Genomic DNA, 21,405 nt, shown 5'->3' with positions numbered 1-21,405 from the left:
GCCCACGACAACCTTTGGGGCAGGCGGCCGACCTGCTAAGCTCATTAACGGGATGTGTGACACTTTCCTCGCATAAGTGGCAAGCTTCGCACAGCATTGCACCCCAGGAGGTGTCGATGGCCAGAACAGCGGGATTGCGGCGATGGATCAGGCACACGCTGGCTGCGCTGCTGATGATGTCGCCTTCCGTGGCATGGAGCCAGGCCGCTGGGCCCGCCGACGCGCCTCTTCGCCTGAAAATCGTGGGCGGCCTGGCGGATGTCAGCCAATACCTGCGCTATGAGGAGCCCTTCTGGCGCCGCCGCCTACCCGAGGCCTCTGGTGGGCGCATCCAGGCCGAAATCGCGCCCTTCGACCGCAGCGGCATTCGCGCGCAGGAGATGCTTGCACTCATGCGGCTGGGTGTCGTGCCGTTCGGGACGGCGCTGCTCGCCATCGTCAGCACCGAGGAACCCGAGTTCAATGCGGTCGACCTGCCGACGGTCAATCCGGACATGACGGCGCTGCGCCGCACGGTCGAACTGTATCGTCCGCATCTGGAGGAACTGCTCGCCGAGCGCTACGACGTGGAATTGCTGGCGGTCTATACCTATCCGGCGCAGGTGCTGTTCTGCCGGTCCGCCTTCAGCGGCCTGTCCGACCTTGCCGGGCGGCGCATACGCACGTCCTCGGTCGGTCAGTCCGAGATGTTCGCCGCCCTCGGCGCGACACCCGTGGTGATACCCTTTGGCGAGACGCTGGCCGCGCTGCGTTCCGGCGTCGTGGAATGCGCCGTGACCGGCACGCTTTCCGCCAATGCGATCGGCCTGCACGAGGTCACGTCGCATATGCACGGCATGGCTATCACCTGGGGCTTGTCCATCTTCGGCGCCAACCGCGCCGCCTGGAACGCCCTTCCCGATTGGGCCCGCACCCTGATCCGCACCGAACTGGCAGGGCTCGAGCGTGAAATCTGGGACGCGGCCGAGATCGAGACCGGCGAGGGCTTTGCCTGCAACGCCGGCCAGGCAGCTTGCACCAATGGGCGACGCGGCAATGTCGCCATCGTCCCGGTGACCGAGGCCGACCAGGCACGCCGCCTGCGCCTTCTGACGGAGACCGTGCTGCCCGGCTGGGTGCGCCGCTGCGGCGAGGCCTGCGTCAACGCCTGGAACACGCGCCTCGCGCCGGCGCTCGGCGTGACGGCACAGCCCGACTGACGATGCAGAACACGCGGTTTCTACGCCGCGCCGTTTTCGTCGGCGCGGTGATCCTGCTGCTGGCGCAGACGGCTGCGACGATGATGATCATCGGGCGGGCCCGCGAGGCGCAGATCCGTGGCGCGCAGGAGACCGTCGAACGCATCAGTATCGCGACTGAGGCATCGATCAATCGCGCCTTCGTGCAGGTCGACGCCATGCTGGCCGGGCTGCCGGCCATGCTCGCACCCTTCGCGACGAACGGGCAGATCGACACGGCGTCGGTGAACCGCGTGCTCAGGCAGTTCATCAACCAGAACTTCACCTATCGGGACATCCTGCTGCTTGGCGCCAACGGGCTGCCGGTGGCCACTGCCCTGCCGGTCTCCCGCCGCCGACGCCTGCCGCTGCCCGTGGAGACAGGCTTCTCGGAGCTCGCCGCGGCCAGCGGCGGGGTGTCGATCGGCGGCCCGGTACAGAACCCGAGTACGGGCGAGTGGTCCCTGTTCTTCGCGCGCAACGTCACCATCGTGGGGCTCGGGCCGGTCCGGGCGGTTGCCGAGGTGCCGCTGCCCTCGGTGCGTTCGCTGCTCTCCGCCGCGGGAGAGAGCCCGGGCCTTCGCACGACACTTGAACGTGACGATGGCGTGCTGCTCGCCTCGGTGCCTCATGACGAGTCACGCATCGGCCAGCAGCTCGCCCACGTCTCGGGCCTGCCGAATGGTCGTGCGACGCTCGCGATCAGCCGCTTCAACGGTCAGGAGGTCTTCGTATCGGCGCGTCCGACGCTTTATCCAGCGCTGGTGGTCAGCGCGACCATCGAGGTGGATGCCGCGCTCGCGGGCTGGTATCGCGACCGCGTCCGTGCGCTGGCGGTTTCGTCCATCCTCGGGATCGTCATCATCCTGGTGGCGCTCGCGCTGATGGTCATCTTGCGCCAGCGCGGCAAGGCCGAGGACGAGCGCGCCAAGGCCCGGCAGACGCTGGAAAGCGCGCTCGAAGCCATGTCGGACGGCTTCGTGATGTTCGACGCCTCAGATCGCCTGATCGCGTGCAACAGCCGCTACAAGGATTTCTACCGCATAAGCGCGCCCTTCATCCAGCCCGGCAACACCTTCGACGACATCATGCGCGAAGGCGCGCTGCGCGGTCAGTACCCGCAGGCGGGCGACGACATCGAGGCCTTCCTGGCCGAGAGCAAGGCCTTCCACCTGAGCAACCAGCCGCCGATGGAACGCCTGCTGCCCGATGGCCGCTGGGTGCTCATCACCGAACGTCGCACGCCGGATGGCGGGACGGTCGGCATCCGCACCGACATCACCGCGCTGAAGCGCGCCATGCAGGAGCTGGCCGGGGCACGCGATGCCGCGGCCGCCGCCGGCGAGGCGAAAAGCCGCTTCCTGGCGCGCGTCTCGCATGAGCTTCGCACGCCGCTGAACGGTGTCCTGGGCTTCGCGCAGGTCCTGCTGCACGATCCCCGCCTCGCGCCCGACCAACGCGAGCAGGTGAAGACCCTTCACGAGGCCGGGCGCCATCTGCTGGACCTGGTGAACGGCCTGCTCGACCTGTCGAAGATCGAGGCCGGCCGACTCGACCTGGCGCCGCAGCCGGTCGCGCTGCGCCCCCTGCTGGAAGGCTGCTCGACCCTGCTGGCGCCGGAGATCTCCCGCAAGGCGCTGTCCTTCGAACTGGAACTCGACCCGCAATTGCCGGCCGCGGCATTGCTCGACCCGATGCGGACCCGGCAGCTGCTGCTGAACCTGCTGTCGAATGCGGTGAAGTTCACGCCGGCGGGCGGGCGCGTCGAACTGCGCGTCCGCGGCCTGGGCGACGCGCAGATGCGTATCGAGGTCACCGACACCGGGCCGGGCGTGCCGGCCGACAAACGCAACCTGCTGTTTGAGGATTTCGTGCAACTTTCGCCCAACGGTGGTGCGGATGGCCAGGGGACCGGCCTGGGGCTCGCCATCTCGGCCCGGCTCGTGGCACTCATGGGCGGGTCGATCGGGTGCGACGAGCGTCCGGGCGGCGGAGCGCTATTCTGGATCGAACTCCCACTTCGACCCTGCGCGCTCATCGATGAGGAAGCGCCGCCGATGCCGAACCCCGCAGTCGATCCAGCCCTGCCGACGATGCACGTCCTGGTGGTCGACGATGTTCTCGCGAACCGACAGATCGCACAGGCCATGCTGCGTTCAGCCGGTCACGAGGTCACGCTGGCCGAGGATGGCGCGACGGCACTTCTGGCACTTGAACGTCAGCGGTTCGATGTCGTCCTGATGGACCTCCAGATGCCCGGCATGGATGGCTTCGAGACGACGCGCCGCCTTCGGGCGCTGCCCCCCCCGGCCTGCGACGTCCCCGTCATCGCGCTCACCGCATCGGTACTTCCGGACCAGGTGGAAGCGACGCGTCGTGCCGGCATGGATGGCCACCTGGGTAAGCCGCTCGACCGCCGCGCGCTGCTCGACCTCGTGCAGCAACTGCCGCAACGCAAGACGGTGCCCGCCGCGGCGGCGACCGAACCGGCGGCGCCCTACCTCGATTCCTCTGCGCTCGACATCCTGGAACGCGAACTCGGGCACGCGGCTCATGGGATCCTTGCGGAATTCGTGGGTGAGGTGCGCCGCTCGCTGGCGCTGCTGACCAATGCCTCCGCGTCCGAGAAGGCGGATGCCGGCCATGTCCAGCACGCGGCCCATCGCCTCGTGGGCGCGGCACGGACGCTGGGCGCGAGCCGCCTTGCGATCGAGGCCGAGGCGCTGCAAAAGGCCGCGCGTGGCGGCGACCCCTCTCCCGACCTGCAGGTCGCCGTCATCGCCGTAGCGCGCGAGACGCTGCCGAGCCTCGAACGCCGGCTCGGCGTCGAGGATGTCGCGGCGGGCCCGCCGGTGAAGACCGTCACCGCGGCCTGACCGCCGGCGCCAGCCTGGACTGCCGCCACGCCTGTCCTAGGATGCCGGCGAACGCTACGGGAACGTCCTGCGCATGGCCTTGCTCGCCTGGTCCACGAACTCTGCGCGCGAGGAGCCGCATGCTGCCCTGCGCGCCATGGCCGAGCTGGCGCGGCGCACCGAGACCCCCTGCGCGGACGGCGCCCTGGTGTGGCGCGCCTGGGGCCAGGGGCGTCCACTCGTGATGCTGCATGGCGGGTCCGGGTCATGGCGGCACTGGCTTCGCAACATCGCTGCCTTCGCCACCCAGCGGATGGTGATCTGCCCCGACCTGCCGGGCCTGGGCGACAGCGACATGCCCCCGCCGGGGGCCGGCCCCGAGGCCATCGCGGCCATCCTGCGCGAGGGCCTGCGAACCGTGCTCGGCGCGCAGGACTACGACCTGGTGGGATTCTCCTTCGGGGCGCTGTGCTCCGGGCACCTGGCCGCGATCGATCCAGACCACTGTGCGTCCTTGACCATCGTGGGCGCCGGCGCGCTCGGCTTCGTGCGCAGTCCGACGGAACTCGTGAAGGTCCGTCAGCTGGAAGGCGCCGACCGCGAAGCGGCCAATCGCCATAACCTGGCCGCGCTGATGTTCGCCGACGCCGCGCGCATCGACGAGGTCGCGCTGGCGATGCAGGACCTTCACACCCGCCGCGCAAGGTTCAAGAGCCGCGGCTGGGCCAGCACCGATTCGCTGAAGCAGGCGATCCTGCGCAGCCGCGCGCCGCTGGGCGCGATCTATGGCGACCAGGACGCCATCGCCCGCCCGCATGTGCAGTTGCGCCTCGACCTGGTTCACGAGATGCGGCGCGGGGCTCGGACGGAAGCGATCGCGGGCGCGGGGCACTGGGTCGCCTACGAGGCGGCCGAGGCCTTCAACGCCGCGCTCGCGCGCATCCTTGCCCGCGAGACGAGCGCGGCGTGACGGCGCCCCCGGCGCGCCCCGGCCGCGCCGCCACGTTGCGCGGCATGGCCTGGATGGTGCTGGCGGGCTTCTTGTTCTGCCTCCTGAACGCAATAGCTCGGCGCCTCGCACAGGAACTCGATCCGTTCCAGACGCAGTTCCTGCGCTACCTGGCGGGTCTCCTCGTGTTGCTTCCGTTCATGCTGCGCACCGGGCTGCTTGCATGGCGGCCGCACAGTATCAGCGGCCAGGCGTGGCGCGGCGCGGTGCATACCGCCGGGCTTCTCCTGTGGTTCTGGGCGCTACCGCACGTGCCGCTGGCGGACATGACCGCGATCGGCTTCACCGGTCCGATCTTTATCATGGCGGGCGCCGTGGTCTTTCTCGGCGAGCCCATGGTGCGCGCGCGATGGATCGCGGCTGCGATCGGCTTCCTGGGCGTGCTGATCGTCGTGGCGCCGCAGTTCACGGGCAGCGGGGATGGATTCTGGTCGCTGGTCATGCTGGCCTCGGCACCGCTTTTCGCGGCGTCCTTCCTCATCACGAAGGCGCTGACGCGACGCGACCGGCCGGAGGTGATCGTCGCCTGGCAGGCCATCACGGTCGCGGTCTTCACCCTGCCCTTCGCCGTGCCGGGCTGGACCTGGCCGACGGCGGAGCAGTGGGGCTGGTTCCTGCTGACCGGGCTGCTCGGCAGTGCCGGGCATTGGTGCCTGACGGAAGCCTTCCGCATCGCCGACATGTCGGCCACGCAGCCGGTGAAGTTCGTCGACATGATCTGGGCGGCCGCGCTCGGCTGGCTGGTGTTCTCCGACGTGCCGGCAACGACGACCTTCGCGGGCGCCGCCGTCATCTTCGTCGCGACCACCTGGATTGCCCGGCGCGAGGCGCGCAGGCGCTGACGCGGCACCTTGCGCGCGCGCCGCGTCCGGCGGATCGTCGGACAGGGCCGCGGCAGTCAGGACGGCCCGGGAGGAGCGGATGACGTTCACCAACCGACCGGCACTTGCGCGGCGCACCCTGGCCGGCGCCCTGGTCGCCATGGCCAGCCCGGCCCTGGCGCAGGACGCGTGGCCCAACCGGCCGGTCCGCCTGGTCATTCCCTTTGCGCCGGGCGGGCCGATCGACACGGTGGGCCGGATGGTGGGCGAGAGGCTGCGAGAGAAGCTCGGCCAACCCTTCGTGATCGACAACCGCGCCGGTGCCGGCGGGTCGATTGGCCTGCGCGCCACGGTGCAGGCGCCGCCCGATGGCGCGACCTTCGTCCTGACGTCCTCCTCACTTGCGATCCTGCCGGCGATCTACGCCAACCTGGGTTTCGACCCGCGAACGGACCTCACGCCGGTTTCGCTGGTCGCGGAGATCGCCACCACCATCGCGGTGCGCGCGGACCATCGCTTCGGCACGTTGCAGGCTTTGGTAGCGGAGGCCCGGGCGAAGCCGGGCACGATCACCTACGGCACCTCCGGGATCGGGTCGTCCAACCACCTGTCAGGCGCAATGCTGGCAGCGACGGCGCAGATCGACCTGGTGCACGTGCCCTATCGTGGCGCGGCACAGGCGATGAACGCGCTCTATACCGGCGAGATCGACGTGGTCTTCGCAAGCACGGTGGAGACGCTGGCGCACGCCCGCGAAGGCCGCGCGCGCATCCTGGCGGTGACCACGGCGCAGCGGATCCCGGCCCTGCCGGACGTGCCCGCGGCGCTCGAAGCCATTCCCGGCTACATCGCGCCCAACTGGTTCGCGATCGCCGCGCCGAAGGGGCTGCCGGCGCCGATCCTGGCGCGCATCTCGGCCGAACTGGCGTCATTGCGCACCGATGCAGATTTCCGCGCCCGCTTCGCGACCCTCGGCGCAGAGCCGCTGATGAGCAGCCCCGAGATACTCGCCGCCCGCCTGGCCGAGGACGTGCCGACCTGGCGCCGCGTGGCCGCCGAGGCCGGCATCCGCGCCGAATGACCCACTGACCGAAGCAGGACACGACATGCGCAAGCTCACCATCGGCGACGTCACCATCACCAGCATCATCGAGCGCGACGGCCCGTGGCGCGCACCGGAACTCATGTTCCCCAAGGCCGCGGCGGCACCTGACCTGCTCGCCGAACACCTGAAGGAGGTCGAGCCCGAGACCTACGACGCTGCCTCGGGCAAGATGGTCATCACCTACCAGACCTATGTCGTGCGCACGCCGCACCACACCATTCTGGTCGACACCTGCACGGGCGACGACAAGGGCTACCCCGCGCCGATGGACTTCCCGAAGCAGCCCTGGCTCGACGGTCTGAAGGCCGAGGGGCTGGGCTTCGACGACATCGACTACGTGCTATGTACCCACCTGCACATCGACCATTCGGGCTGGAACACGGTGCTGCGCGACGGGCGCTGGGTGCCGACCTTCCCCAAGGCCAAGTACGTGTTCCACAAGCGGGAATACGCGGCGTGGGAAGCCTCGACCAAGGCCGAGGAGACGCGCCCGGGCGGTGGAGGCAACGTATTCCGCTTCAATTGCGAACCGGTGGTCGCCGCCGGCCAGGCGCTACTGGTGGATGACGATTTCCAGTTGGATGACCGCATTACGCTGCAGCCCACGCCCGGCCATTCGCCCTGCCATTGCTGCGTGCATATCCGCAGCGGTGGGCAGCATGCGGTCATCACCGGCGACCTGATGCACCACGCGTTGCAGGTGCACCAGCCGGACTGGTCCACGGTGTTCTGCTGGGACCCGGCCGAGGCCGAGGCGAGCCGGAAATCCTTCATCGGCCAGGTGGCGGGCACCGGAACCAACGTACTACCGATCCACTTTCCGAGCCCCTCGGTCGGGCGCATCGAGGCCCAGGGCGACCGCTTCCGTTGGCGCTACGTCCGGTAGCCCCACATCGCTTGACGCCGCCGGCCCCGAGTGGTCGGTATCGCCCCGTTCGGAGGATCGCATAATGGACCATAACCAGCCCTACGCCGCCACCGAGGAGACCCGCATGCTGCGGGATCTGGTTGCGAAGTTCGTGGAACGGGACCTGATGCCGATCGAACCGACGGTGCTCAAGCGCGAGGCCTCCGGCGGCGGCTTCAAGCTGTCGGCGGAGGAGGAGGAGACGCTCCTCGCCCGCTGCAAGGAGCTCGGCCTCTGGGGTCTCGACGTGCCGGAGGAATTCGGCGGCGCCAACCTGCCGTTGCTCTCGCTGGCGGCGGTCGAGGAGGAGATGGCGCGCGCCTGCGTGCCCTTCACCATCCCGCCCGACAGCCCGAACCTGCACATGATGCTGCAGGTCGCGAGCCCGGTGCAGCGCGCGAAGTACCTCGACCCCTATGCACGGGGCGAACAGCGCTCGGCCATGGCGATCAGCGAGCCCGGCGCCGGCGGCGACCCCGCCGGCATGACCACGCGCGCGATGCGCGAGGGCGACGAGTGGGTGATCAACGGGCGCAAGATCTGGGTCTCGAACGTGCCGCGCGCCGACTTCATCATCCTCATGGCGCGCACCGGCGACGGCAAGCGCCAGGACGGCATCACCGCCTTCATCGTCGAGAAGGGCACGCCCGGCTTCGTGATCGAGCGCGCCATCCCGATGGTGGGTGGGCGCACGACCTACGAACTCGTCTTCGAAGACTGCCGCGTTCCGCACGAGAACGTGCTGGGCGAACTGGGCCGCGGCTATGCGCCGATGCAGCTGCGCCTGAACGTGCGCCGCATGCAGATGGGCGCGCGCTGCGTCGGCATGGCGCGCCGCGCGCTCGAGATGATGGCCGACCATGCGCAGAACCGCGTGACCTGGGGTGTGCGCCTGGCCGACCGCCAGGCGATCCAGTGGTTTGCCGCCGATGCGGTGATGGAGATGCACGCCTGCCGGCTGATGGTGGAGGACCTGGCCCGGAAGCTGGATGCCGGCGCCGACGTGCGGACAGAAGCCTCGATCCTGAAGGTGCGCGCGACCGAGATGGCGCAGCAGGTGCTGGACAACGCCATGCAGACCCTCGGCGCCATGGGCGTGACGAAGGAACTGCCGCTGCAGCTGATGCACCAGCAGGTGCGGCTGATGCGCGTGTACGAAGGCCCGTCGGAGGTGCATCGCAGCGCGATCGGCCGACGCGCGCTGGGCGGGAAGGTCTGACGCCATGACGCGGCCGCTCGAGGGCATTCTGGTCTTGGACCTCGGGCATATCTACCAGGCGCCCTACGCCGGGTTCCTGATGGCGATGGCGGGCGCGACCGTCATCAAGATCGAACCGCCGACCGGCGAGCCGCTGCGACGGCGCGCCATGGTCGCCGGCGGGTCGGTGCCGATGGCCATGTTGAATTCCAATAAGCGCGGCCTGTCGCTCGACCTCAAGAACCCGCAGGGGCGCGAGGTGTTCCTCCGCCTGGTCGATCGTGCCGATGTGGTGATCGAGAATTTTTCCCCCGGCGCGATGGATCGGCTGGGGCTGGGGCATGAGGCGCTGCTGAAGCGCAACCCGCGAATCATCTACGCCGCGGGTTCGGGCTACGGGCAGACTGGGCCGGACAAGGACCGCCTGGCCATGGACCTGACGGTACAGGCCGCGGTCGGCGTGATGCACACGACCGGCTTCCCGGATGGCCCGCCGACCAAGGCCGGCCCGACGGTCTGCGACTTCCTGGGCGGAACTCACCTGTACGGCGCGATCATGACCGCGCTGTTCGCACGCGAACGCGCCGGCAAGGGGGGCTTCGTCGAGGTCGCGATGCAGGATGCGTCGTATTCCACGCTCGCTTCGGCCATCGGCATGCATTTCGGCGGCATGCTGAAGAAGGATGTCCCCCCGCGCACCGGCAACAGCCATGCCGGCATGGCGATGGCACCCTACAACGTCTATCCGGCCAGCGACGGATGGATCGCCATCATCGTTGTCACGGAAGGGCATTGGGACCGTCTGCTGGGCGCGATGGGCGAGCAGGCGCTGATCGGCGACGAGCGCTTCCGCACGAACCCCGACCGCGTGAAGCACATGGCCGAGGTGGACCGCCTGGTTACCGCATGGACCTCCAGGCACACGCGCGCGGAGCTGGAGGCCCTGACCCGCCAGCACGGTGTGCCTGCTGCCCCCGTGCGAACGCTCGAGGAAGTGCTGGAAGATCCCGGCATGCACGAACGCGGCATGCTGCGCTGGGTCGATCATCCCGAGGTCGGGCGCGTGGTGCTGCCGGCAACGCCGCTGCGGATCGAAGGCGCACCGCCGCCCGAATTCGAACCCAGCCCGTTCCTGAACCAACACGAGGCCGAAGTGCTCGGCGATCTGCTGGGCATGCAGGAGGCCGAGCGCGAGGCGGTGCGTGCGGCCGGCGGCCTGGGGCCGCGCTTCAACGCCCAGTGAAGTTCGGCTTGCGGCGTTCGAGAAACGCGCTCGCACCTTCGTGCCGGTCGGCCGTGTCGATCGTCGCTGCCTGCTCGGTCTCTGCCAGTTCGATCGCCGCCGAGAGCGACTGCAGCGGCGCCAAAGCCAATTGCCGGCGGATGACGCGCAGCGATCGGGGCGAGCAGTTCTCCACCATGTCCGCGACATAGGCGCGCACGGCATCGCGGAACCCGTGGGCAGGCAGCACGCGCACCAGGCCCATCGCCTGCGCCTCCTCCGCCTGGATGGTGCGGCCCGACAGCAGCAGGTCGGCCGCATTCATTGGGCCGATCAACCGCGGCAGCATCCACGCGCTGCCATGTTCGGCAATCAGCCCGCGTCGCGGGAAGGCGGCGGCCAGCTTCGCCCCCGCGACCATGAAGCGCAGATCGCAATACAACGACACCGCCAGACCCACGCCCGCGACCGCGCCATTGATCGCAGCCACTACAGGCCTGCCGATATTGAGAATGTAGGAATAGCGGCGCGCCAGATCCTCGACGGGCGGATCGCCGCCCGGCGGGGGCGTCACGCCAACGAAGCGCGGCAGCGGCGGTCGCCCGCCGGCGATGCGCGTCACGTCGGCGCCGACGCAGAAGGTGCTGCCCGCCCCGGTCAAGATGATCGCGCGCACCGCGTCATCCGCCGCTGCCAGCGCGAAGGCCTCGCGAACTTCGGCCTCGGTCTCCGGTGACCAGGCGTTGCGCTTCTCCGGCCGGTTCAGTGTGATGGTGGCGATGCGGTCCGCCACGTCGTAGGTCGTTTCCACGAAACGCATCGGTGCGGTCCCTCAGCGCGCAGGCGTGCGGGCGCGTTGCGCGGCCCAATCGGCGTCGGTCCAGTCCAGCATCTCCTGCGCGCCGGCGCGCGCGCCGCCCAGCAACCTCCGCCCGCCATCCGCCACCACACATTCGCCCGTGACGTAGCCGGCGTGGTCCGAGACCAGGAAGGCGGCGAGGTCGGTCAGTTCCTCATGCTTGCCGGCGCGACGCAGCGGCACGCCGGCATGCTCGACGCCGCCAGGGCGCAGGCGTGCGACCGCGGCCTCAGTCGGGAAGGTGCCGGGTGCGATCGCCACCAGGCGAATGCCGTGCGGGCCCCATTCCACCGCGAGGCTCTGCGTCATGGCCAGAAGGCCAGCCTTGGCCATAGCGGAGGGCGCGGTGAAGGCACCCCCCTGCAGCGCCGACAGCGTCAGGATGGACAGCACGACGCCGGGCTGACCGGCCTCGATCCAACGCCGGCCGCAGCCAACGGTGCAGTAGGCCGCCCCATGCAGCGTGGTGCCCAGCACCGCATCGACCGCGCGCGCCGAGAGCCGATGCGTCTGCGCCAGAAAATTCGCCGCGGCGTTGTTCACCAGGATGTCCGCCGGGCCATCGCGCCAGACATCGTCGAGCATCGCCTCAACCGCCACGGCATCGCGGATGTCACAGGGATGCGTCGTCACGACGGCGCCGGGAACGTCGGCGCGGAAGGCATCAACAGCAGCATCCAACACCGCGCCGCGCCGCCCGCAGATCGCCAGCGACGCGCCCAGTTCCAGGAACCGCCTACCGATGCTGCGCCCGAGCCCGGTGCCGCCGCCCGTCACCAGCGCACGGCGTCCGGCCAGCAGCCCGGGCGCGAAGGCCATCTCAGGCGCCCTTGTAGGTCGGCTTGCGCTTCTCGCGCATCGCCGCCAGCGCCTCCTTGTGGTCGTCCGTGGTGTGCGCCACCGCCTGCATGGCCGAGGACATTTCCAGCACGGTGTCGAGCCGGTTGTTCCACGCTTCGCGCAGCAGCCGCCGCGCCATGCGCACGGCCTGCGGCGGGTTGGCCGCGATGCGCGCGGCCAGGGCGCGCGCCGCCGGGATCAATTCGGCATCCGGCACCACGCGGGAGACCAGCCCCGCCGCCAGCGCCTCCTGTGCAGACAGGGTGTCGCCTGTCAGCGCCATCTCCGCCGCGCGCGCGAAGCCGACCACGCGCGGCAGCAGCCAGGCGCCGCCATCGCCGGGGATGATGCCGAGCTTCACGAAGGATTCCGCGAAGCGCGCGCTCTCGCCGGCGATGCGTAGGTCGCACATGCAGGCGAGGTCGCAACCGGCACCCATGGCCGGGCCATTCACTGCGGCGATCACCGGAAGTTCCAGGTTCTCGATCAGCCGCGGCAGGCGCTGGATGCCCCAGCGGTAGTAGCCGCGGGCCTGGGCGGGCGTGCGTTCCTTGGCCCCGCTCGCAGCCTCGCCCATGCGCCGTACATTGCCGCCAGCGCAGAAGGCGGTGCCGGCGCCGGTCAGGATCGCGACGCGGACCTCCTGCCCGGCATCGAGCGCCGAGAGCGTATCGAGGAGCGCATCCTGCATCTCGGGATCGAGCGGATTGCGCGATTCGGCGCGGTTCATGGTGAGAAGGGCGATACCCTCCTCGATCTCGACCTTCAGCGGCGCGTCCATCTGCGTTTCCCCAAGTTCAGGGGGCCGAGGATGGAACGCGCCGACAGGCGCCGCAAGAAGTGCTCAGGACGCCTCGATACCCAGGCGGCGGATCAGCGCGCCCCACTTCTCGGCATCCGCGCGCAGGCGTTGGGCGAAGGCGTCGGTGCTTTCGGGTGCCACTTCCACGCCCATGCCGGCGAGGCGGTCCTTCACCTCGGGCAGCGTCATGACGCGATTCAATTCCGCGTTCAGGCGCTGCTGCAGCGCGGGCGCCATGCCCTTCGGGCCGAAGGCGCCGTACCAGACCGCCATCTCGTAGCCCGGCACCGCCTCGCCGACGGTTGGAATGGTTGGCTGGCGCGACCAACGCGCCGCCTCCGTCACCGCCAGAAGGCGCAGACGCCCGCCCTCGACATGCGGCATGGTCTGGGTGGCCGCGCTGAAGAACAGCTGGGTCTGGCCGGCCACCGTGTCAGTCACCGCCGGCTGCCCGCCGCGATAGGAGACGTGCACCATGCGGATGCCGGTCATGTTCTCGAACAGCGCGGCGCACAGGTGGTTGGTCGAACCCGGCCCGGCGGAGGCGTAGGCGATCTTCTCCGGATTCGCGCGGGCATAGGCGATGAACTCGCCCAGCGTCTGTGCCGGAACCGAGGGATGCACCACCATGGTGTTCACCGCGAAGCCGAGCATCGACAGCGGCGTGAAATCGGCCACGCCGTCGAAGGGCATGGTGCGCATCAGCGCGTGGTTCATCGCGTGCGTGGACATCGACCCGAACAGGATGGTCTGCCCGTCCGGCACCGCCTTCGCCACGAGGTCCGAGCCGATATTGCCGCTCGCACCCGTACGGTTCTCGACCACCACGGGCTGGCCCAGCGCCTGGCCGAGCGGTTCGGCCACGATGCGCCCTAGGATGTCGGTGGTGCCGCCTGGCGCCCAGGGGATGACAAGGCGAATCGGCCGCGTGAATGCCGTCTGCGCCAGTGCCGGCGTAGCGATAGCAAGCGGTGCGGCCAGCAGGCCCCGGCGTCGAAGCGAAATCATGGCGGTCTCCTGTGATTCAGGCGGCGTCGATGGTCAGCAGCGCCGGAACGGCCAAGGCGGCGAAAATCACGCCGATCGCGACATCCGCCTCGGTGAAGGGGGTGGTGGCGCGCAGCAGGTTGACGGTGCCGAGCGTGCGGCCGTTCCAGCGCACCGGCAGGTTCATGGCCGTGGTCAGGCCCATAGCTGCGATCTTCTCATGGTCGGGATACGCCCAGGCGATGTCGGCGGGGCCCGCACCGATCCAGGGCGTGCCATCCACCAGCACGCGTCGCGTCCAGGGATGGTCCCAAGTCACCGGCTTGTAGCCCGAGACCGGATAAGCGGCCGGATCGCTGCTGTGCGCGCGTCGGTTGCGACCGGCTTCGGCGTCGTGGCGCATGACGGTGAAAAGCCGATGGCCGATGGCCGCCGCCGTGCCGTCCTGTAGCGCCGCGAACAGTGCGGAGGGCTGTCCGGGCAGCGACAGCGTGGTGGCGGCACTGGCAAGGGCGGGCAGTGGTTCGATGCGCGTCATGCCGCCGTCATAGCGCAGCCGCCGACGAACTTCATCCCACCGGTCGGCGCCGCATGATCGCGACCGGCACCAGCGCCAGCACGCAGATCAGCGCCACCGCCAGGAAAGTGTCGCGGAAGGCGAGCATGCTCGCCTGCGAGAGCAGCATCTGGCCAAGATACTCGTGCGCCATTGCCTGGCGCATCCCGTCCGCGATGCCGTCCTGCGCAAGCAGGCGCTCCACTTCCTGCAGCACCTCGCGCGTGGCGCCGTGGCCGTCCTGCGTGGCAGTCAGCGCCTGCGCGTGCAACTGGGTGCGCCGTTCCAGGAGGATCGACAGCAGATTGACGCCGAGCGCGCCACCGAATTGCCGCGCGAAATTCACCGCCCCCGACCCCTGCCCCACCCAGCGTGGCGGCAGCGCGCGCAACGCGCCGGCATTCATGCTGGGCATCGCCAGGCCGAAGCCGATGCGCCCGACCAGGATCCACAGCGCGAGGGTCCAGAAGGCGGTGTCGGTGCCGATGCCCGTCATGAGCCAAGCCGAGATCCCGAACAGCACCAGCCCGACGCCGATCGGCCCGAAGGGCGGAACACGGTCCGCGATGCGCCCCGCGATCGGGAAGACCAGCACCATCGCAAGGCCCGCCGGCATCAGCAGCAGCCCCGCGCGCGTCGCCGTATAGCCCTGGATGGTCTGTACGAACAACGGCGCGAGGTAGGTCGACCCGAACAGCGCCGCGCCATACACCACGCCGACGGCGGCCGAGCACGCGAAGCCGCGCACCGCGAAAAGCCGAGGGTTCAGCATCGGCGTGTCCGTGCGCAACTCCCACAGCACGAAGCCGACCGTGGCCGTGGCTGCGACGCACAACTCCACCACCACGCGATCGGAACTCCAGCCCTCGCGCTGGCCGCTCGCGAGGCCGGTCAGCAGCGCCAGAAGCGCAACCACCAGCAGCGCGAAGCCTGGCCCGTCGAAGCGGCGCCGCGCGCCGTCGCGCGTAGGCCCCGGCAGGAACACCAGGCCCAGCACCAGGCCGAGCAAAGCGAAGGGCACGCCCAGGAAGAACACCGCGCGCCAGCCGAACTCGTCCACGATCACGCCGCCCAGCGTCGGCCCCAGCGCCGGCGCCATCACCACGCCCACCGCATAGAGGCCCATGGCCGATCCGCGCCGATCCGCCGGAAACACCTGGAAGATGATCTGCATGCCGAGCGGCTGGACCATCCCCGCAGCGGCCCCCTGCAGCACGCGCCCGGCGATGAGCACGCCCTCGTTCGGCGCAGAGCCCGACACGATCGAGCCCGCCACGAACATCGCGATGGCGGCGGCATAGGTCAGCCGGCAGCCGAAGCTGTCCACCAGCCAGCCGTTCAGCAGCATGGTCGCCGTCACCGCCGCCAGGAAGGCCGTGGCGATCAGTTGCGCATGGTCCTGCCCGATGCCGAAGGCACCCATCACTTGCGGCAGCGCAACATTGACGATGGTGGCCGACAGGATGGTGGCCACGGTGCCAATCATCGCCGCGAGCGTCACCAGCCAGCGATAGGGGGCGCCCCAGCGCGCCTGGAGTTCCGCGATGCCAGGCCCCGCCCAGCCGCCGGACCAGGCCGGCCCGGCGGTCGCGTCACTCACGCGCCAGGGCCTCGATCTCGACCATCATGCCCGGCCGCAGAAGCCCGTCAGCATCGCCCGGCGCGAGCGCGATGCGCACGGGCAGGCGTTGCGTGATCTTGGTGAAGTTGCCCGACGGATTCGGGCTGGGTAGCAGCGCGAATTCACTGGTTGCGGCCGCGCCCACACGTTCGACCGTTCCTTCGAAGCGGCGTGAGGGATAGGCATCGACGCGGATGCGCACCGGCGATCCGGGACGGAAGTAGCGGATCTCGGTTTCTTTGACGTTTGCCTCGATGCGCACGCGGGCGGGGTCGTGCACCATCAGGAGGCGCTGGCCGGGTGTCACGTATTCGCCCGCATCGACGAAGACGCGGTCCACCACGCCGTCGAAGGGCATCGTGATGGTGCGATCGCGGATCTCTAGCGCGATCCGGTCGCGCTGCGCCGTAAGCTCCAGCTGCAACGGGCCCATCGAATCGAGCTGTCGGCGCAGCACCGTCAGTTCCTCTCGCGCGGCCCCGGCGGTGGCGAGCTGCGCCTCCACGTTGCGGATCTCCGCCGACACAGCGAGCACGCGCTGCGTCGCGGTTTCGAGCAACGATCGGGTCTGTTCGTAGCGCTGGCGCGTGCCGCTGCCGGTTGCCATCAACTGCCCGGCGCGGGCGAATTCGCCCTCGGCATACAGGCGCTCGGCCTCGGCCGCCGGCAGGGCGGATCGCGCCGCTTCAAGCCGTGCGCGTTGTGCGTCTTCCTGGCTGCCGGTCTGGCGGTCCACCATGCCGAGGCGCGCTTCGAGTTCCGCGCGGCGGGCGGCGATGCCCGCGAGCCGCGCCTCAATCTCGCGCAGCGTGAGTTCAGCCTCACGGCTGTCGATGCGCAGCACGACCTCGCCGCCGCGCGGCGTGTCGCCGGCGATCACGCGCAGTTCGGTGACCCATCCTGGGAGGCGGCTGGCGAGCGCCACCATGTCGGCGGCAATGCGGGCATCGTCTACGAAGACCGTGGTGAACTGTCGGTGCAGCCAGGCAGTACCGCCGGCCAGGACACAGAGCAGCGCGGTGACCGCCGCGGCGATGCGCAGGCGGCGGCGGCCGCTGCGGCCCGGCGGCAGGAGGGTCGTGGTCGAGGTGCCGCTAGCGGGGCCGATATCCACTGGATGGGCCCTCCTCGGCCCTCGCGAGACCTTCCGCCACGCGTTGCAGCACCGCGAGGCATGCGGCGAGATCGGCCTCCGGGATGTCGGACAGGATTTCGGCGCGCACGGCGGCGGCCTCGGCCTCTATGCGCATGACCATGGGCCGCGCCGTCTCGGTCAAATGGATGGTCTTGGCGCGCCGATCATGGGCGACCGCGCGTCGGGCGACAAAACCCTCGCGCTCCAGCCAGTCCAAGGTCCGAACCAGGGTCGGCGCCTCGATCGCCAGGCGGGCGGCCAAGTCCTTCTGGGTGGTGCCGTCGCCACGGCGCGCAAGGCTCAGCAGCACGAGCCAGCGGGCCTCCGTCAGGCCGAAGGGTGCGATCCGCTGGTCGAGCCTCAGGCGCCAGCGCCTGGCGATCTGGGCGATCGCGACGCCAAGCAGCCAGCGCGTCTGGGCGAGGCCGGGACCATCGGGCATCCGGCCATGCTAGACCCGAAGGAGAGCCGGCGAACAGGTAGGCTGCTAAACATTTCCCGGCGACCGATTACGGGCAGCGCTGCGCGGAGCGCCCGCTGCACGGCATTACGTCCGCGCCGTTGCTGCACGACGATGGCACGGTCCGCGCAGCCGAAGGCTACGATGCTTAGACGCGCCTATGGTGCGAGTCCGTCCCGCCCGTCGCCGTGCCTGAGCGCCCGACCTTGGACGAAGCCGCCGCCGCGCTGGCCGTGCTGCGCCGACACTTCCGCAGCTTCGCCTTCGCGGACGCGACGCGGACCAATGACCCCGATGGTTCCTATGCGGTGTCGGTTGTGGATGTGCGGCAACGACCTGGCGCGGACGAATCCGCCTTCCTTGTCGGGCTGCTGTCGGCGGTGTGCCGCGCCTGCCTTTGGCTCGCGCCGGGCTTGCTGGCGCGGGCACCCGAGTATTCCGGCGCGGGGACCGGCAAGGGGCTGTTGGTGCGCGCCGCCTGCGCCGTCGCGTATGGGCAGCAACCGCAAGCGATCACGGCAGGCGCGACCGGCGAGGAACTCGACAAGCGACTGACGGCGGCGCTCATGGAAGCGGGCGCGGCGCTGAAATCCGACGTTCTGGCGTCCGCGATCACGGAACGCCCGGCCGCGGTGCGCCCCCTCGGGCAATCCAAGACTGTGCGCTTGAACCCCACCGCCTGGGTTGCCGTGACAGGGAACGGGGTCCTTCTGTCGGAGGATTTGGCGCGACGGTTCCTCGTGGTGGAACTCGACGCCGGCTTGGAGGACCCAGAGGCGCGGGATTTCCGTGGCGACTTTGTGGGGGACACGCTCGCCGCCCGTGATGTGCTGTTGGGCGCCGCGCTGACCATCTGGCGGTGGGGCCGCCAGCAAGGTGACACGCTGCCGGCAGGGCGGCCGCTTGGCTCGTTCAATCAATGGGCGCGCTGGTGTCGCGATCCGCTGGTTGCGCTTGGGTGCCAGGACCCCGCGGCGCGGGTCGCGGACGCGAAGGCGAAGGACCCCCGCCGGCAGGCGGTGGCGGAAATCTTCACGGCGTGGTGGGCGGCGCACCGCGGCCATCCCGTGACCGTGGCGGACTTGGCCGAGCCGGTGCGGATGGCGGCGGACCCGATGGGCCGCGGCCGGCAATACCTCGCCGCCCGCATCCGTGCCCTGGACGGCACCCGCGCCGCGGGCTTCGTCCTGACGCGCAGCCCGAGCACTGGGAAATGGGAGCCGGACCGCTACGGGCTGGCCGAGACCACCGCCGCGACCTCGCCCGGCCCGGTGGAAGGCGAGATATGAGCGCGCACCCGTCGCGGCGCGAAGCCTGGGGGGCGGCAGGGCATAGGAGTCATAGGGGGCATAGGCGCCGGCCGCCCGCAAACCGTTGGAAACCTTGGGCGGTCGCGCGCCCTATGCCCGCCGATGCTCGGAAGCATAGGCCCGACCATCGGGCGACCATAGGCGAGCATAGGCGCTCGGAAACTGGCGGAAAACCTAGGGCGCGCCCCTATGACCCCTATGACCCATATGCGTCCGGCACCTTGGGCCGCTTGCGTGTCGCGGGGGTGCGCGTGAGTGCGGCGACGCTGATAGCGCGAGCCGAGGCGGTCGGGATGCGGCTGCGCCTGGACGAGGACCGGGTGCGGTTCACGGCGCCAAAGGACCCGCCCGCGGACCTGTTGGCGGACCTGCGCCAGAACCGCGATGCGGTGCGCCTGGCACTCGCGGCGCGAGCGTCGCCACACGCCGAGGCGCGCGAGGCATGGGGAATGACGGAAGGCGAGCGCACGGCGGCACTGGCGAGGCTAGAGGCCCCCGCGGCGGTTCCTGCGCCTGCAACGCCGCCCCCGCCGCCCGTGCCGCTGCGCACGCCGCCAAGGCCGGCAACGCCATGGTGGCAGATGCCCTACGGCGCCGAGCGCGGCGCCGCCTTCGCCGCAGCGCGCCGACAGCCTGGCGCCTGCCCGATGTGCGCCGGCCGGCGCTGGTGGTGCGAGGCCGGCGAGCCGGACACGGCGCGGCGCTGCGCGACGGCCACCTGTCCCCCACCGCCATTCGTGAGGTAACGCCATGACCACGGACCGCGCCCGCATGCTCGCTACTGCCGTGCAGCACCTGGGGGCGGCGAATGACGAACACGCCTTGCTCGCCGCCCGCTGCATTGCGCGGATAATCTAGGCCGAGGGCGTAAAGGCGAACGCCCTTTGCCTCCGCGATGGACGCGATCCTTGACCAGATGACGAAGCCGCGGGAGGCGCAAGGCTTCGCTGATCTTGGTCCCCGAGGGCGGCGCAAGCGCCTGGCGGAACTGTCGCAGCGCCATCGCGACGACGCCGCCAGCGCGGGGCGCATCGCGGAACTGCGCGCGATCCTCGCCGATGATCCGCGCGCGCCGGTGACGGCCGAGGATATCGCTTGGCTCGACACGCTTTGGACCGCGCCACCCGCCGCGCGCGCGAGGAAGGCGGGTTAGCCAAACGATTTCGGATTATCGGGCGAGCGGAGGCGAGGCATGGGCGGCTTTGGATCGGGAAGGACGGCGGGCAAGGTCACGGTGGAAGGCTGCCGGACGCTGAAACTGGACGTGAATCGGGTGACGCGGCGATTACGCGGCGCGCTCCGCGGCGCGGACACGGCGGCGCTGCCCGCGGTGGAACGCGCTGTCTGGTCATGGACGACTGACGGCGAGGCCGAACCTCGCGCCCGTTTGCTGGTGACGCTCACGCTGCACGCCGATCATGGGATGGCGCGGCTGCGATTCGACATGGACCAGCCGAGCCGCCGCACCGGCCAGCGCGACCAATCCGTGAGGCTGGAAACTACGCCCTGCCGCTTTGGCGGCGTGCGCTGGTGGTGGGTATGTCCGGCCACCGGGCGGCGCTGCGCGGTTCTGTATCTACCAAACGGCGGGCACCTGTTCCTGAGCCTCGGGCCGGGCGCGTATCGGCTCGGCTATGCGTCACAGAACCAAGACGCGATGGGGCGCAGGCATGGCCGCCTGCGTCGCCTGCATCGCAGGCTGGGCGGCGCCTACACCCATGCTGACGACGTGTTGCCGGACCGTCCGAAGTGGATGCGCTGGCGGACATACGAGCGCACATGGGCCGAGTGGGAAGCCGCCATGGAGCGGCACGAGGCGATATGGATGGAAGGCGCGGAGCGGATGCTCGGGCGATCTTGCGACGATCAGTTCTGAGACACGGGTTCCAACGCGCGCCGATCCTGCGCGGTGTGGGCGCTGATGCTCGCGATCGCGAAAGCGATGTGAGGCGTAAGGCGAACAAAGGCGAGGCCAACGCGATCGGGGGCGACAGAGATCACCCTCACCGGGGCTACGGCGGTATCGATAATCAGATGACCCTCCGCGCCGACCGCCACAATGTCGGGAAGCGCCTGCACGCCAGCGCCTCCCTCCGAAAGGTCGAGCAAGTTAACGGACCACGCGCGCCCCGCGAATTCCAAGCGCGCACCGCAGCACATTGGCTGGCGGTGCGTGCGGCGCCTGTCCATAGGCGCGGCACGGTGATCGAGCGCCAACGCTGATCCGGACCAAAGCGGGGGGTCAACCAACATGCTTCGCCTCCCTGCCAGCGAACAGTCGAGCAGTCCGAATGCCCGCGCACTTGCGCAGAGTTACACAACCCTTCCGTGTATTTGAAGGCCGCATGCGTAGAACCCGCCCGAAAAGCTGGAATCGCACGCAGTAGTGATCGGTCATTTCTTGATTTTTCCGCCGCAGTCTCGGCGGATGGAACTGCCGATAGCGTCGCCCCCGACGGGTGCGGGTGGTGGGCTCCCGACGCGCTAGCGGGAGCGGTTAG

The 21,405-nt window shown here is 69.8% G+C and carries 20 protein-coding genes; 11 read left to right on the top strand and 9 right to left on the bottom strand.

Going from position 1 to position 21,405, the window contains the following annotated elements:
* Nucleotides 1-14: 14 nt before the first annotated feature.
* From MWM08_RS05610 to MWM08_RS05575, 8 genes are all read left to right on the top strand, one after another.
* Nucleotides 15-1,199, top strand: a complete 1,185-nt coding sequence (locus MWM08_RS05610; protein WP_244458485.1) for a TRAP transporter substrate-binding protein — start codon at nucleotides 15-17, stop codon at nucleotides 1,197-1,199.
* Between the two features lie 2 nt (nucleotides 1,200-1,201).
* Complete coding sequence (locus MWM08_RS05605; RefSeq protein WP_244458484.1) at nucleotides 1,202-4,093, top strand: ATP-binding protein; 2,892 nt, start codon at nucleotides 1,202-1,204, stop codon at nucleotides 4,091-4,093.
* Nucleotides 4,094-4,166: 73 nt separating this feature from the next.
* Nucleotides 4,167-5,042, top strand: a complete 876-nt coding sequence (locus MWM08_RS05600) for an alpha/beta fold hydrolase (protein WP_244458483.1) — start codon at nucleotides 4,167-4,169, stop codon at nucleotides 5,040-5,042.
* On the top strand, nucleotides 5,039-5,923 hold the full coding sequence (locus MWM08_RS05595; protein WP_244458482.1) for a DMT family transporter: 885 nt from the start codon (nucleotides 5,039-5,041) through the stop codon (nucleotides 5,921-5,923). The genes MWM08_RS05600 and MWM08_RS05595 overlap by 4 nt, the downstream gene beginning before the upstream one ends.
* Before the next feature lie 79 nt (nucleotides 5,924-6,002).
* Nucleotides 6,003-6,983 carry a Bug family tripartite tricarboxylate transporter substrate binding protein gene (locus MWM08_RS05590; RefSeq protein WP_244458481.1) on the top strand — a complete coding sequence of 327 codons (981 nt, stop codon included), beginning with the start codon at nucleotides 6,003-6,005 and terminating at the stop codon, nucleotides 6,981-6,983.
* 25 nt (nucleotides 6,984-7,008) lie between these two features.
* Nucleotides 7,009-7,893: an MBL fold metallo-hydrolase gene (locus tag MWM08_RS05585; RefSeq protein ID WP_244458480.1), complete on the top strand. Its 885-nt coding sequence runs from the start codon at nucleotides 7,009-7,011 to the stop codon at nucleotides 7,891-7,893.
* 64 nt (nucleotides 7,894-7,957) lie between these two features.
* Nucleotides 7,958-9,133 carry an acyl-CoA dehydrogenase family protein gene (locus tag MWM08_RS05580; protein ID WP_244458479.1) on the top strand — a complete coding sequence of 392 codons (1,176 nt, stop codon included), beginning with the start codon at nucleotides 7,958-7,960 and terminating at the stop codon, nucleotides 9,131-9,133.
* 4 nt (nucleotides 9,134-9,137) lie between these two features.
* Nucleotides 9,138-10,355 carry a CaiB/BaiF CoA transferase family protein gene (locus MWM08_RS05575; protein WP_244458478.1) on the top strand — a complete coding sequence of 406 codons (1,218 nt, stop codon included), beginning with the start codon at nucleotides 9,138-9,140 and terminating at the stop codon, nucleotides 10,353-10,355.
* Here MWM08_RS05575 and MWM08_RS05570 read toward each other — a convergent pair.
* The 8 genes from MWM08_RS05570 to MWM08_RS05535 form a co-directional block, all read right to left on the bottom strand.
* Nucleotides 10,342-11,154 (bottom strand): enoyl-CoA hydratase-related protein, encoded by an 813-nt coding sequence (locus tag MWM08_RS05570; protein ID WP_244458477.1) that lies wholly within the window; start codon nucleotides 11,152-11,154, stop codon nucleotides 10,342-10,344. The two genes, MWM08_RS05575 and MWM08_RS05570, sit on opposite strands and share 14 nt — an antisense overlap.
* A 12-nt stretch (nucleotides 11,155-11,166) precedes the next feature.
* On the bottom strand, nucleotides 11,167-12,012 hold the full coding sequence (locus MWM08_RS05565) for an SDR family oxidoreductase (RefSeq protein ID WP_244458476.1): 846 nt from the start codon (nucleotides 12,010-12,012) through the stop codon (nucleotides 11,167-11,169).
* 1 nt (nucleotide 12,013) lies between these two features.
* A complete protein-coding gene (locus MWM08_RS05560) occupies nucleotides 12,014-12,814 on the bottom strand; it encodes a crotonase/enoyl-CoA hydratase family protein (RefSeq protein ID WP_244458475.1) in 801 nt (266 codons plus the stop codon).
* A gap of 63 nt (nucleotides 12,815-12,877) precedes the next feature.
* Nucleotides 12,878-13,843 (bottom strand): Bug family tripartite tricarboxylate transporter substrate binding protein, encoded by a 966-nt coding sequence (locus MWM08_RS05555; protein ID WP_244458474.1) that lies wholly within the window; start codon nucleotides 13,841-13,843, stop codon nucleotides 12,878-12,880.
* A gap of 16 nt (nucleotides 13,844-13,859) precedes the next feature.
* Nucleotides 13,860-14,360 carry a GAF domain-containing protein gene (locus MWM08_RS05550; RefSeq protein ID WP_244458473.1) on the bottom strand — a complete coding sequence of 167 codons (501 nt, stop codon included), beginning with the start codon at nucleotides 14,358-14,360 and terminating at the stop codon, nucleotides 13,860-13,862.
* Nucleotides 14,361-14,391: 31 nt separating this feature from the next.
* The gene (locus MWM08_RS05545) at nucleotides 14,392-15,978 is read right to left on the bottom strand and encodes a DHA2 family efflux MFS transporter permease subunit (RefSeq protein ID WP_244458472.1); all 1,587 of its coding nucleotides are present in this window, start codon (nucleotides 15,976-15,978) and stop codon (nucleotides 14,392-14,394) included.
* Nucleotides 15,971-17,113 (bottom strand): HlyD family secretion protein, encoded by a 1,143-nt coding sequence (locus MWM08_RS05540; RefSeq protein WP_244458471.1) that lies wholly within the window; start codon nucleotides 17,111-17,113, stop codon nucleotides 15,971-15,973. The genes MWM08_RS05545 and MWM08_RS05540 overlap by 8 nt, the downstream gene beginning before the upstream one ends.
* Nucleotides 17,094-17,576 carry a MarR family transcriptional regulator gene (locus MWM08_RS05535; RefSeq protein ID WP_244458470.1) on the bottom strand — a complete coding sequence of 161 codons (483 nt, stop codon included), beginning with the start codon at nucleotides 17,574-17,576 and terminating at the stop codon, nucleotides 17,094-17,096. Before MWM08_RS05535 ends, MWM08_RS05540 begins: the two co-directional genes overlap by 20 nt.
* 224 nt (nucleotides 17,577-17,800) lie before the next feature.
* On the opposite strand from MWM08_RS05535, the gene MWM08_RS05530 reads away from it, so the two are divergent.
* The 3 genes from MWM08_RS05530 to MWM08_RS05520 all read left to right on the top strand — a co-directional run bounded on the left by MWM08_RS05530 (nucleotide 17,801) and on the right by MWM08_RS05520 (nucleotide 20,780).
* On the top strand, nucleotides 17,801-18,883 hold the full coding sequence (locus MWM08_RS05530) for a hypothetical protein (protein ID WP_244458469.1): 1,083 nt from the start codon (nucleotides 17,801-17,803) through the stop codon (nucleotides 18,881-18,883).
* A 916-nt stretch (nucleotides 18,884-19,799) separates the two neighbouring features.
* Nucleotides 19,800-20,057 carry a hypothetical protein gene (locus MWM08_RS05525; protein WP_244458468.1) on the top strand — a complete coding sequence of 86 codons (258 nt, stop codon included), beginning with the start codon at nucleotides 19,800-19,802 and terminating at the stop codon, nucleotides 20,055-20,057.
* 39 nt (nucleotides 20,058-20,096) lie between these two features.
* A complete protein-coding gene (locus MWM08_RS05520) occupies nucleotides 20,097-20,780 on the top strand; it encodes a hypothetical protein (RefSeq protein ID WP_244458467.1) in 684 nt (227 codons plus the stop codon).
* On the opposite strand, the gene MWM08_RS05515 is transcribed toward MWM08_RS05520, so the two are convergent.
* A complete protein-coding gene (locus tag MWM08_RS05515; protein WP_255751404.1) occupies nucleotides 20,771-21,094 on the bottom strand; it encodes a PilZ domain-containing protein in 324 nt (107 codons plus the stop codon). The two genes, MWM08_RS05520 and MWM08_RS05515, sit on opposite strands and share 10 nt — an antisense overlap.
* Nucleotides 21,095-21,405 lie beyond the last annotated feature (311 nt).

Source organism: Roseomonas fluvialis (genome assembly GCF_022846615.1).
In the GTDB taxonomy this organism is placed as follows: Bacteria; Pseudomonadota; Alphaproteobacteria; order Acetobacterales; family Acetobacteraceae; genus Neoroseomonas; species Neoroseomonas fluvialis.
Note: the sequence above shows the minus strand (reverse complement) of the source record. Positions and strands in the feature narration are given on the sequence as shown.